11 protein-coding genes and 1 pseudogene are annotated in these 13,199 nt (G+C 44.1%); 8 read left to right on the forward strand and 4 right to left on the reverse strand.

The genetic code is table 11. The features are described 5' to 3' along the window. Positions 1–167 precede the first annotated feature (167 nt). Positions 168–599 (reverse strand): annotated as a pseudogene (locus tag G493_RS32975) (transposase); the annotation flags it as partial. A 481-nt stretch (positions 600–1,080) separates the two neighbouring features. On the opposite strand from G493_RS32975, the gene G493_RS0109310 reads away from it, so the two are divergent. Together G493_RS0109310 and G493_RS33970 are read left to right on the forward strand one after the other, a co-directional pair. After that, a complete protein-coding gene (locus G493_RS0109310) occupies positions 1,081–2,016 on the forward strand; it encodes an Lcl C-terminal domain-containing protein (protein WP_028580156.1) in 936 nt (311 codons plus the stop codon). 153 nt (positions 2,017–2,169) lie between these two features. Next, positions 2,170–2,310, forward strand: coding sequence for a hypothetical protein (locus G493_RS33970; protein WP_205623657.1), 141 nt, complete (start codon positions 2,170–2,172; stop codon positions 2,308–2,310). Between the two features lie 562 nt (positions 2,311–2,872). Here G493_RS33970 and G493_RS0109320 read toward each other — a convergent pair. After that, complete coding sequence (locus G493_RS0109320) at positions 2,873–3,820, reverse strand: tetratricopeptide repeat protein (RefSeq protein ID WP_084813502.1); 948 nt, start codon at positions 3,818–3,820, stop codon at positions 2,873–2,875. 1,052 nt (positions 3,821–4,872) lie between these two features. Between G493_RS0109320 and G493_RS32020 the strand changes: the two genes are divergently transcribed. The 3 genes from G493_RS32020 to G493_RS0109340 all read left to right on the forward strand — a co-directional run bounded on the left by G493_RS32020 (position 4,873) and on the right by G493_RS0109340 (position 7,874). After that, a complete protein-coding gene (locus tag G493_RS32020) occupies positions 4,873–6,921 on the forward strand; it encodes a HAMP domain-containing methyl-accepting chemotaxis protein (protein WP_051309173.1) in 2,049 nt (682 codons plus the stop codon). A 492-nt stretch (positions 6,922–7,413) separates the two neighbouring features. Continuing rightward, complete coding sequence (locus G493_RS0109335; RefSeq protein WP_028580159.1) at positions 7,414–7,683, forward strand: hypothetical protein; 270 nt, start codon at positions 7,414–7,416, stop codon at positions 7,681–7,683. Further along, on the forward strand, positions 7,683–7,874 hold the full coding sequence (locus tag G493_RS0109340) for a hypothetical protein (RefSeq protein WP_028580160.1): 192 nt from the start codon (positions 7,683–7,685) through the stop codon (positions 7,872–7,874). Before G493_RS0109335 ends, G493_RS0109340 begins: the two co-directional genes overlap by 1 nt. A 58-nt stretch (positions 7,875–7,932) precedes the next feature. On the opposite strand, the gene G493_RS0109345 is transcribed toward G493_RS0109340, so the two are convergent. Next, positions 7,933–9,408 (reverse strand): SDR family oxidoreductase, encoded by a 1,476-nt coding sequence (locus G493_RS0109345; RefSeq protein ID WP_028580161.1) that lies wholly within the window; start codon positions 9,406–9,408, stop codon positions 7,933–7,935. Continuing rightward, positions 9,401–10,354, reverse strand: coding sequence for a YbgA family protein (locus tag G493_RS0109350; protein ID WP_028580162.1), 954 nt, complete (start codon positions 10,352–10,354; stop codon positions 9,401–9,403). Before G493_RS0109350 ends, G493_RS0109345 begins: the two co-directional genes overlap by 8 nt. A gap of 127 nt (positions 10,355–10,481) precedes the next feature. On the opposite strand from G493_RS0109350, the gene phrB reads away from it, so the two are divergent. The 3 genes from phrB (at position 10,482) to G493_RS28630 (ending at position 13,097) form a co-directional block, all read left to right on the forward strand. Next, positions 10,482–11,837, forward strand: coding sequence for a deoxyribodipyrimidine photo-lyase (gene phrB / locus G493_RS0109355; RefSeq protein WP_028580163.1), 1,356 nt, complete (start codon positions 10,482–10,484; stop codon positions 11,835–11,837). A 165-nt stretch (positions 11,838–12,002) separates the two neighbouring features. Then, positions 12,003–12,527 carry a DUF3833 domain-containing protein gene (locus tag G493_RS0109360; RefSeq protein WP_028580164.1) on the forward strand — a complete coding sequence of 175 codons (525 nt, stop codon included), beginning with the start codon at positions 12,003–12,005 and terminating at the stop codon, positions 12,525–12,527. 21 nt (positions 12,528–12,548) lie between these two features. Further along, positions 12,549–13,097 (forward strand): chalcone isomerase family protein, encoded by a 549-nt coding sequence (locus G493_RS28630; RefSeq protein WP_084813504.1) that lies wholly within the window; start codon positions 12,549–12,551, stop codon positions 13,095–13,097. Positions 13,098–13,199 lie beyond the last annotated feature (102 nt).

A 13,199-nucleotide genomic window follows, 5' to 3' on the forward strand; every position in this document is an offset into this window, starting at 1 on the left:
TGACCCAACTTTTTCTAACCCCGAGCTTTTCCATGCCTTAAAAAAAACAAAAATCAGGCGAAGCCTGAAAATTCTGTACTATTCAGCCCCGGAAAACATCAAAGAGTTTGAAAACATGTCCATCAGTTATCGTGATTCAATTCAATCACAATTTCTTCGTGATTCCAGTTTCTTGTTGCCCTGCTCCACCTTTCAGGGGGCCTGCATTTGGCATTTTCATAAACAGCTTTTCTCTGTTCTAGAATTGCTGCATCTTTTCCTTGGTGACGCTCTATTGGTGCCACGAACTTTAGTGCACTGTGGCGATGTTCCCGGTTGTACCATTGTACAAATTTCAATACCCAGACTCGTGCACCATCGAGGTTTTCAAAAGGTTTTGCTGGATAAGCGAGAGTATATTTCAGTGTGCCGAATAAGCTTTCAGAGTATGGGTTATCATTGCTCACCGATGGCCGGCTAAAGGAGGGCATAATGCCAAGCTTTTGCAATTTTGCGAGCATAGTCGCTCCTTTCATCGGTGAACCGTTGTCCGAGTGAAGCACCAACCCTTTTTGCAGGATACGTTCTGACCGGTAGGCTTTTTCGATGAGTAGGTCTGCATGTTCAGCCCCCTTTCTGAAACAGGTGTATTACTCGTACTCTCTCCTACCCACTACTTTTCAAAGCAATCAAACCATTAAGAGAATTTCCTCCCACCCATGCTGACAACAAGTTGAGAATGATTATTTTTTTTAGAAAGTAAACAAACTTTTACCCCATTCATCACTGCTACGTTTTACTGGAGCGAGATTCTACAACAGCCAATTCTAAGGCATAATCAAAACGATTAAAGATGTGACTGTAACAAGACTTTTTACAGGACTTGGTCGTCATCAAACAATCTCCTTATTTAAGGTGCGCTAAACACGTGATGGAGGAAACCATCTTCAGCTTATGAGACGAAAATCAGACTGACGCAGACCCTTCTGGAGGTATGTGTCTTTTGTCACAAAACGGAAAGCAAGGAAAGGGGTCGGCTTCATTAGCCCACTGTCCCTGCTATCCAAATCTTCCAATAGACTCGACTAGATGGTGGACGTTATGACCCGCTCTATGTTCTTTTTTCTCTCCATATCTCTTTCCTTATTCCCGTTTGCTGCATCTCTTTTATCCGCTCACGACAATGTTGTTGTTATACCATTATTGACAAAAAGGAGCATCGAACCCTTTGGGCCGGTTCCTATTGATACCAATATTCCGGACAGCGTTTACAGTAACAATCTCGTAACTGTTTCAGACATCGTTACCAGACTTGAATGGCAAAGAGTCGATGATAACATCCCGCGCAATTACAACGATGCCTATTCCTATTGTATTCAATTGGGGAGTGAAAATTTTGCAGGCCATAGAGACTGGCGATTACCCTCCATCTGGGAGTTACAATCCATCGTTGACTACAGGGAAGCATACCCAGCGATTAAGACCAATGCCTTTCTGAACACCAACCAGTCTGAGTACTGGTCGTCAACCATTGATGAGCGAAGTGCTGAGTATGCTTATGCTCTGGATTTTCAGGATGGTGCTATCCATGACAGTGTCATCAAAAACACGCTATATCTTACCCGTTGTGTTCGTTCCGGTGTGGAATATGACAGCAATGGTCCCTATGTGGTGGATGGGACGGGAACTGCAACTGATCTTACAACAGGATTAGTGTGGCAGAGAATAGTTGAAGATCAAACACGGACCTATTCACAGGCCATGAGCTATTGTGATCAACTCTCCCTAGCCGGTGGAGGATGGCGTCTACCGAATGCCAAGGAGTTGGCATCCCTCTTTGATTACAGATTGGATGAACCTATGTTTAACCCTTCTGTGTTTCCCCTGTCAGGAAGCCTTGCTTCTGGATTCAAGACCTTCTGGTCTCGGACCTCCTATTATATTGATGGCAGCCAGGCCTGGTATGTCAGCTTTTCCTCGGGATCTGTGCGCCCCAATGACCGTACGGAAGAATATTACACCAGATGTGTTCGGTAACTGGTCAGGCAGCCAACTACTGCAAACAGGCGTATCTGATATACATGAAAACAGGGGGGTAGAGTAAAAAATGTTGGCTTACAGCCGCAAAGTTGAACAAATGTAAAGAGAACATAAAGACAGAAAAAGAAAATATCATATAAGGAGTAGCTGATGGCACGATTAGCTGTGGTTCACCTGCAGGAATGCTGGCCCATGTTATTCAGCGAGGCAACAATACGTCAGGTATGTTTTGCGTCAGAGGAAGATTATGCCGCCTATATCGGTTGGCTGGCTGAATATGCCAAGAAATAAAATGTGGAAATCCATGCCTGGGTATTGATGACGAATCATAGCCATCTTTTTTGTCTCCCCCTCAAGAAGGGCGCATTAAGTTTCATGATGCAATCCTGAAGCTGGGGTTATGCGCTTTGTTTATTTCAATAAGGAATATAAACGAATTGGTACCCTGTGGGAAGGTCGATACAAGTCTTGTCTTGTGCAGTCGGAGCAATATCTCATGGAAGTATAGAGTATATAGAACTTAATCCTGTACGTGCGGAGATGGTGACTGATCCTGGTGAATATGCATGGTCAAGTTATTGGACGAATGCATTGGGTGTTTCGTCAAATGTATGTACGCCACATCCTGAATATTTTGCTTTTGCAAAACACCAATACAAAGCGTGAACGCTAAGATTTTTTGACCCACCCGGTTGGCGCGCGCCAACGATGGTTATTCGATGGAAAAAAAGATATTTTTTCCTTATTAGGTGTTAAGGAGGGTGGGTCAGTTTATCTTAGCAAACCCGGGTCAATTCTAATTAGCGTTGAAGCACCAATAAGAGAAAAAACGCTTATCTTGATCCAGATTTGGTTACTGGGGGGTGTTACTTTTCATTTGTTCAGCTACATCTTTGTAGTATTCGACGGTTATAACATGATCATCTGGTAATCTTTCACCGTTTTTCAAAGATAATACAATAGCTCTATTTGTAATTGCTGGCTCATAACTTGGATCTATAGTTAATGCTTGATCAAAAGATGCAATAGATTCTTCTTTCTGACCTAAGAAGGCATAACATAATCCAAGGTTACCATAAGTTTGGGCGTTGCTCTTGTTAATTTTTATCACATTTTGAAATTCAGTAATCGCTTTTTCATATTCTTTTTTTTGCATTGTTTGAAAAGCTTTGTTGAAATCATCCATTGACTTTACATATAAATCTAATGATAACCCAGTATCATTGAGGATACTTTGTCCCATGTAATCAATCAACTCTTTAGCTGTTTTTACAAATTCATCTTGTGGGGCACCAAATTCGATTACTTTTTGAAATGACTTAATGGCTTCTCCAACATTAAATAAATTTTTATACGAGTTGCCTCTATTGAACCAAGCTTCTACAAAATATGGAAAGATTTGAAGCGATTTGTCAAAATGGACAATTGATTCGGCATAGTTGCCCTTCATGGCCAAAACTGTTCCCATGCCATATTGGACAATATGAATATTCGGATGTATTTTAATTAGATCGATAAGGGATTTTTCGCCTGCTTCAATGTTTCCTCTCTCTACCATTGCTAACGCTTTATCAACAGCATCATCTATCTCCGGATCGATTATGGGCATAAAATCCTTAAATTTCGATTTTTTCATTTTCTCAAAAGAGTGTTTTGCAGCCTGAACATAATGAGAACACCCGCTACAATCTGTATTACGGATCTCGGCACAGCAGCGTGGGCAAACAAAAGATCTTTCTTGGAGTTTACATAGACGTTTGCCTTTCACTTTGAGACAAATTACACATTTACTATTATTCATTTTACGATTCCCAGCTGTTTTTGTATGTTAAATTGCTGAAGTTTCCAGAAAATTATGCAGCAAGGTTAAAAGCTGAGCAAGGAAACGCTCCTATATGAGAATAGCTATGAAAAAAGCAATTCGTTTTCTGTGCCAACCTTGAGTCGGAAATATAAATATATTACGCAATATCAACAGGATGAGAGATGAAAGGTGAGTGCAGGTATGGTATAGTTCAATTAGTTCTAAGCAATTGAAAACATACCAAAAGGAGCAACTCACCATGTTCATATTAAAAGATTTACTCTCTCCTCTGCAAGCACAATTTTCAAACACCAAGCAGGGGCAAAAGAGAAAGGTTTGGTTTGCATATACATTGCTAACGGTGGTGATACCATTCATCTCCTCAATCACCTCCACCCTGCTACGTGCGTTGCAGACTTTGATTGGTTTGGACATACAGAGTCAACGGTTTTATGCCTTCATGGCGAGCCCAACATTACCTTGCAAATCATTGTGGCGGTGGATGATTCTATAAACCCTAAGAGCGGACAAAAAATCTTCGCTTGTGGCAATTTTCATAACCGTGCCTCGGGAGGTAATCAAACGGCCTATCCTTGGTCACAGTGTATCGTTGCCATTGGTTTGCTGAATAAGGTGCAGTCACGCTGGGCGAGCCTACCGCTTGATTTCCGATTTTAGGAGAAAAAAGGGTCAGATCTCTTTGAGAACGGAAATTCTTTGTTGGTCCTGTTTTTGCGAAACTCTTTGTGTAAATCGTACGGGGCATCACCTTCAATATCCCCCCTGTGTTAGGGGCGTTGTCATAATATAACATTTGGTGGTTGTTAAAAAATCATGCGCGATTCTGGTTAAGAATGGGGGTGATTAAATGTAACATAACCACAGTTTTTCGGATAAATAGCAATAACTCTTTTCTAACCGTATTTTGTTCAAATACAAATATTCAAGGCATGTAATAGACAGGAGAAGTATGTGACCCATGTCTGTCTAGATGATGTATCATCAGCAGTATTACAACAACCTGTTTTTGTACGGTAAATATAGAGTTAATGAAAAAAGTCAAGCTTGGCGTAAAGCTTATTGGAGGCTTTATAGCAACAGTTGTCATTATTATGATTGTTGGCATCAACGCTAATCATCAACAGAATAAATTGTATAACAACACTGAGATATTGGTAGATGAATCCATCCCCGGTATGCAAAGTGTTCTGACGCTTAGAAGTGAGCTGCATCATATTGCCTCGTTAACACGAGCTCTTCTGACACCTTTTGCCACTCCTGAACAACGTAAAATATCCCATGCGCAACTTATCGATATTATGAGGAGATGTCATGAGGAAGAAGCCAAGTTTGAAAAACTTGATATCTCGGAAAATGTAAAAAGGGAATGGCAGGGATATAAATCTACTTTTCAGAAATGGGGTGAGGCCAATGGCAGGGCTGTCAAACTGTCAGAGCAGCTCATTGCCATGGATTTAACCAATCCCGTTCAACTGCAGATCGACATGGCGGGATTTGATGTTGAGCACCAGAGGATTATTCAGGGATTTCGAGATCTTTTTCTTACAGGAAAAACACTGGATGAAAATATTATCAGTCAGGAGTCTTCTTTGCAGAGCTGGCTTGAAACTTTTACGACCAGTAATCCAGATCTCAAGAAACTGGTTGAGGAATTAAAACCCCTTAATGTCAAATTTAGTGCAGCGGTAAAAGAAGTAAAACAGCTCTATGATGATGATCAGAGCTATAATGCAGAATTTGCAGCCAAGTTAGAGTTGTACCCAACAGCGGAGATGATTTTCGAAAAAAATCACGCAATGAAGCAAATTACCTCTGCAGCCTACCAGACCTTTAAAGAGATGACGCGTATCCTTTTAGAAGAGGTTGAAGAACATCAGATAAGCACATTGTCCATATTGGATGGGATTGTGGATGCGCTCTCAGAGTCTTCAAGTAAAACCGTTGAAGAAAGCCGAATGGTAAAGAAGAATGCCCAGATTATCACCCTGGCAGGAGTTGTGGTGGGCATTGTTGTGGCTATAACCCTTGGTGGAACCCTGACGGTTATAATTACAAGACCTTTGAAAAAAAGTGTTCATTTTGCAGAGGTTATGGCGAGCGGCGACCTAACGGGAAGAATTGATGTGGACAGGAGTGATGAGATAGGTGTCCTGGTGAATTCCCTTAATACAATGTCTGGAAAATTACGAGGCCTTGTCAGAGAAACCAGGTCTGGGGTGTTGAAGGTCGATACCGCCTCGGATCAACTCACCAGGGTCTCCTGCAAGATGGCAGGTGCGGCGAAAAGTACTGCTGAACGTTCCAGGCAGGTGGCTGCATCAGCCGATGAAATGAGTATAACTCAAAATTCCATTGCAGACGCGATGAAGGAAGCTTCGCTGAATGCAAATATGGTGGCTTCTGCCGTGGAAGAGATGAGTGCAACGGTCAGTGAAATCTCCGGTAATTACAGCAGGGCCAAAGATATAACATTGCGTGCTGTTGAGCAGTCTGATAAGGCATCTTTTAGAGTAGGGGAACTCGGAAGGGCGGCTGATGGGATTAATAAAGTAACCGAAGTTATCACGGAAATATCTGAACAGACCAATTTACTGGCCTTAAATGCCACCATTGAAGCTGCCAGGGCCGGTGATGCAGGTAAAGGTTTTGCTGTTGTTGCCAATGAAATCAAGGAACTGGCAAAGCAGACAGCAGAAGCAACCCGTGATATCAAGCACAAGATTGCAGGCATTCAGGATGCAACCTCGGTTACAGTGGCTGAAATACGGGAGATTGGTGTAATAATTGCCGATGTAGATGAAATTGTAGCCGGTATTGCCGGAGCTGTTGCAGAACAGACAAGTGCCACAGAGGATATTGCGAAAAATGTGGCCCAGGTTTCAACCGGAATAACAGAAGTGTGCGAAAAAGTGTCGAGGAGTTCAGCGATGTCCACTGCCATGTCCACTGACATCTCCGATGTCAGTAACCAAACAGGAGAAATACATAAAGGCATTTCCACAGTAAAAGAGAGCGCGGAAAATCTGGCAAGTATTGCCAAGGGACTTAAGGCTGTCACTGAGGCATTTCGGGTATAGTGATATATATATTCTCAACTATTTTTACCTGAAACCGGTCAATAAGAAAATGGCCGAAAGGGGGGGCATCCCTTTCGGCCGTTTGGATTGTAGACGGCAACCTACCACACAGAGTTATCCCCGGATGTCGGAGTTCCCTCGCGGACCCTTCCGTTTCACTCGGATTTGTTGAACCAGTTCGCGTCAGGGTTAATCACTTCTCTCAAAATCCAAAGAAAAACGGTAACTGCTCACAGTGCACCTGATTTTTTCCCGATCAGCCTGGCTAATGTATGATAAAAATAGGCGGCGCGAGCCTGATTGCGAAAATCTCAGGCACCCTGTAACCCGTTACAAATACAGGGGAGTTTCAAAATTATCCATTTCCTTTATAAGGAGTTACGAAAAATGAGTCAAAACATGACGAAAACAAGGAAACGGGTTGTGTATATTGATGTGTATGTGTATAGTATGGGTAAACATCCAGGTAATCTCTTACCGTGAGGTTAACACATGCAAACCGCTGAAAATCTAGTTAGAAAACAATACTTGATAGCTCCGCAACAAGTAGAAAAACTTCAACTTATTGCTAAAAAACAAAAGGTCTCGGCTGCTGAGGTGGTACGAATGGCCATTGACGCTTTCAATCCTGACGCACCAGCCGAAATGAACGAAGATGAACTCTTTGACTTGGTGTCTGCTCGGGTGAAGGAAGCAATATCGGAAACTCAAGCAACACGTAAACGGTTGAACGAAACACTAGCTGCTCTCGGTGAAAAATAATGGCCGGATGGAAGGATTTGTTGATTGATGTACTGAAGCTCACAGATGAAACTAAACGATTAAATAAAGATATAGATCGATTACAAGCTCACGTTGTAGATGTAGATAAAAGAGTTGTTCGCCTGGAAACACTTGTGGAGGTCTCTAAATACCACGCTCGCCAATCACAACTAGACGGCGAATCAAAATAACTGCCCTCCTGTGGGCCGACTTACTTTGGCCGGGCCGATTCCTGTTTGGATTTCTCTTTCATGCATCATCCCTTGTTAGCCCCCGAAGCGATAGCGCATTTGCGACTATTGTCTTGGACATATTGGTAAATACAAAATAGTGAACAGGCAGGACTGAGTACCAGTAAAGCCTGCCCCATATGCCCTTTGGCAGAAAATGCGCTGTCTGGACAAGCTGGTCAGGTTGGACGTCAAATTCAAGCCATGCTTCTCCCGGCACTTTCATTTGGGCGTGCAGCAGTAGCCGTTTACCAGGCTTCAGATCAACCACCTTCCAGAAGTCCAGGGCATCTCCCAGACGTAGTTCTGTTGCTGACCTTCTGCCCCGGTTTAAGCCGTAGCCTCCAATCAGCTTGTCCACCAGCCCGCGAAGTTTCCAAAGCGAATCGTACCTGAACCAACCATTGTCTCCTCCAATTGCACAAACTGAACGGAAGACATCTTCCTGCCGGGCGCCATTGTCATAGGAGACGATACGGACATCACGGAGAATAGCCCCTGCTGGATTGTCAAAATCCCGGATATCACAGGATTGGCCTGCGCTGCTGTCGCACCAGCGGCTGATTACCTGGTTATGCTGTAGTTCTTTCAGTGCGGTTGAAACGGATTCTTTAAAGGAGCATGGCTGTATTTCAGGAAAATAGCAGGCAGCATTATCATTTTGCAACACTGTCTCGCTTTTCAGGCCTTCCACAAGAGCTGAAGCTAGTTTGTAGGGGATTGGTGTAAACAGAATCAACCAGTAGGAAGAAAGACGCGGAGAGAGAATCGGTACTGGGAAAAGACGCCTTTTCAGCCCCATCACCGAAGCTGCCTGAAGCATCATTTCTTGAAAGCTGAGATTTTCACTCCCGATATCAACGATCAGGTTATCCCGATGTGCCAGGGTGATGGAGGTAACAAGATAGGCCAGCACATCCTCGACGCCGATGGGCTGTGTCCTGCTGCGAACCCAGCGGGGGGTAATCATGACGGGCAGCTTTTGACAGAGGTTGCGAATGATTTCAAAACTCGCACTGCCTGAGCCTATTATCACCCCGGCACGTAGCCAGATTACCTGGAGTGCATTCGGCGCTGCGGACAGAACTTCTCCTGTTTCAATACGGCTCAGCAGATGTTTGCTGGCACTATTTTTAACGCCCAACCCACCTAGATAAATCAGCCGTTTTACTCCTGCGGCTATGCAGGCATCACGAAAATTTTCAGCACTGATCCGGTCAAGGTCACGATAGTCATCCCTGGCTCCCATGGAGTGGATCAAGTAAAAGGCAACATCAACGTCTTGCAAGGCATGTTGCAGTGTGTCGGCCCGCAAGGTGTCTCCTTCGCGAATATCCACCTTTTCGGCAATGGCAGCCTGAACTTTATGGCTGTTGCGTACAAGGATACGGATATCATACTTTTGCTCCTGCAGCAGGCGGTTGACCAGACGACGGCCGATATATCCCGTGGCACCGGTTACAAGTACGGTCTTTTTTGCATGTGTCTCAGGCATGGTTCCGAAGTTTCAGTTCTGTGGGATGAGGGGTGAGATAATGCTGCTGCATGAGGTATTGCTCGTTATATTTGCGAACATAATGGTTAAAAAGCGTGATAGGTACGATTAAGGGGATATGCTGGTTTCTGAACTGTTCGATGATTTCCAGCAGTTCCTGCTTTTCATCGCTGGAGAGGAGTTTTTTGAAATATCCCATCATGTGCATGAGAACATTGACATGTTTTTTCACTGTGGGTTTGAGTTTCATGCATGCCATGAGCGTATCCTGATACGCAGCAAGTAACTCTTTTGGTGCGTCGGAACCAGCTTTTGCAGCTATTCGGCCCAGTTCTCTGTAATGTTTTTCACTGTGAGCTCGTAATAACAGCTTGTGATCTGTATGGAACGTGACCAGTTTTTGAGGGGTGAAATCGCTCACCGTATCTCGCCAGCGGCGATAGACAAAAACTGATTCAATAAAATTCTCACGCAGCTTCAAATCATGTAATCGTCCCTCTTCCTCCACTGGAAGCAGGGGAAATCTGTCCATAAAAATTTGGGCAAACAGACCAACACCAACCGATTGGGGAACATTGTTGGTATCATACACTTTGACCCGTTCCATTCCTGAAGAAGGCGATTTGCTTTTGAAGATAAAGCCGCACAAATTCTCAGATGCCAGCTGTTCAACTCGTTTTTTGGCCCAGGACTGCATTTTTTCAGTGTGATCTACGCCACTTTTGTTGGTGACAAGGCGGGGCGTTTGTGGGTCTCCAATCAGGCGCATAGCTTCCCTGGGTATGGGGAGCCCGCATTCCACTTCCGGACAGACAGGGACAAATTCAAAAAAGTTTCCCAACGTATCAGTAATGTATCTGTCCCGTTTATGTCCGCCATCATAACGGACCTGGTTCCCAAGCAGGCAGGAACTGATGCCGATGATAATTTTTTCGTCTTCGTTCATAGGGGTGCCTTGTAACGATTTCCCTGGGTGGAGTGTCGCATTTGACAATGATAATCATAATATTACTATGTATCACAAAGAGAGTGATTGCCAGCCCTAAATACAGAAACAGACCAGGAAAGGTGATATGGAAAGAAGAAACAGTGATATGGAGCGAAGGTGCAGGCGTCTGAAAAATGGGCGCCCTGGCGAGGGGCCTGTTGTCTACTGGGTTTCCCGTGATCAACGGGCGACCGATAACTGGGCATTGCTCTGGGCACAACAGGAAGCCATTATTCAGCAGAAAGGCTTGCTGGTAGTTTTCTGTCTTATTCCGGAATATCTCGGTGCGACATCTGTTCATTATGCTTTTATGCTTAATGGTATGGCTGTGATGCGTGAAAAATTAGCGGAGCTTCAGATTCCATTCGTGCTGTTGGAGGAGTCACCGCATGAGATACTCCCACGTTTTCTACGGCAGATCGATGCCCATGTGCTGGTCACAGATTTTGATCCCCTGCGTATAAAGAGGCAATGGAAACAGCAGCTGCTGAAAGATGTTGTTGCTCCAGTGTATGAAGTGGATGCCCATAATGTTATTCCTGCATGGCTTGTTTCTGACAAAAAGGAATACGCAGCCTATACGCTGCGCCCAAAAATACAACGACTGCTGGATGACTATCTTACCGAACTCCCTGAACTGCGGGTTCATCCTTTTGGATTAGGCTATTCTGGGGATTTTTCCCAGTTGCCGTGCCGTACTGAACTTGGAATAACACAGCAAAAAGTGTTGGATTTGATTGCAGGAGAGGTCGCAGGCCTTGATGCAGCACAGCTATTTGTCAACTCCAGGTTGGCTGAGTACGCAGAAAATCGAAACAATCCCTGCATAGATGGTCAGTCCGGCCTCTCTCCATACCTGCATTTTGGTCATTTGTCTCCCCAAAGACTGGCTCTATTGGCATCCCGGTCTGAGTTATCAGGGGAGAAGATAGAGCCTTTTCTTGAAGAGCTGATTGTACGGCGGGAACTCTCAGATAATTTTTGTCTGTATGAACCGCAGTACGATGCTTTTGCCGGATTTCCCGAGTGGGCCCAAAAGACATTGAACGAACACAGAAATGATCCACGGGAATATGTGTATTCATTGCAGGATTTAGAAGCTGGAGAGACCCATGAACAGCTGTGGAATGCCTGCCAGATTGATCTCGTCCGGCACGGTAAGCTGCATGGGTACCTGCGAATGTATTGGGCTAAAAAGATTCTGGAATGGACGTCTGATCCTGAAACAGCGATGGAATATGCCATTACGCTCAATGACCGTTATTCCCTGGATGGGCGTGATCCCAACGGGTACACAGGTATTGCCTGGTCCATCGGTGGAGTACACGATAGAGCCTGGCGTGAACGCCCGGTGTTCGGTAAAATACGATACATGAATGAAGCAGGATGCCGACGCAAATTCGATGTGCCCGGTTATATTGCTTCCGTGCTATCAAAATGATTCCCCTCTTATTGCATTGATGCAATTGCTATATCGCATTGAAGAGCAGTATTTCTTCTTTTAGTGATAGTTGTCACTATCAATTATCCATCACTTGTTAACGATTGTTTCTCTCTCCAAGCATCTTACCGTATAGGTATTGCGATGCAACAACCGGAGGGAGTCATGAAAACAACGTTTATACTGCCATTTATACTGCTTCTGCTCACTGGATGTTCAGAGATTAATATGGAAGCATATCAAGAGAATAAGCCCAGGTTTGAATTGATGGAGTATTTCTCCGGACACACCAAGGGGTGGGGCATTGTTCAGGATAGAAAAGGTGTCTTACTTCGTAGTTTTATTGTGGATATTGAAGGGGAAATCAGCCAGGGCGGCCAGCTCGTCTTACATGAAGAATTCAACTGGAGCGACGGAGAACAGTCAGCCAGAACCTGGATACTCAGCAAGAAGGATGACCACAAATACGTGGGGACAGCGGCTGATGTTATTGGGGAGGCGGATGGCGTTTTGTTCGGTAATGTTCTGAACTGGCAATATCAGCTGGATCTTAAGGTTAAGGAGAGCAATTGGCAAATAACCTTTGATGATTGGATGTTCATGGTTGCCGATGAAACTGTGATCAACAGAGCAACCATGTCAAAGTTCGGATTTCGTGTGGGTGAAGTGACAATCGTCTTTCAAAAATGAATCCTGTTTGGGTACAATAGTATGAAACTGCCAATAACAGCATGTATGCTCGTCGGGTTATTTTTCTCTCTTCCCGTTCATCTGGGAGCTACAACTATCCCAGAATCATATCAGAAAATTGGGGAGGGAGCGGCCTATTATCTTGCCTTTATCAAAGTATATGATGCTGAGCTGTTCAGCACTGAAAATGCAGTACAGGAAGGTATACTCAGTGCTAATGTTTCAAAATGTTTACATCTTGAATACACCGTTGGTGTAAAAAAAAGAGATTTCATAGAAGCTGCTGATACAATTATTTCCAGACAGGTTACCCCTGATCAACTGCAGGAGGTACAACCATATATCACCAGGTTTCATGAGCAGTATAAAGATGTTGAAGACGGAGACAGCTACACACTCTGTTACGAGAGCCAGAACAGCAGGACAACACTATTGCTCAATGGCACTGAGCAGGTATCTGCTGATTCTCCTGATTTTGCCCGAATATATTTCAGTATATGGCTTGGTGAAAAGGAGCCGTTGGATGAAAAACTCCGCGAAGATTTGCTAAGCGGCTTGTCGAACATCTAAATACATGGCAACCCAGTGCCTGGGGTTGAATACTTGACTGTATTCTTTGATGTACTTGCGAGGTGGACCCTAATTCAATGATATAACAAGATCAAGGTCTGA

The organism is Desulfogranum japonicum DSM 18378, from assembly GCF_000429945.1.
Lineage (GTDB): Bacteria > Desulfobacterota > Desulfobulbia > Desulfobulbales > Desulfobulbaceae > Desulfogranum > Desulfogranum japonicum.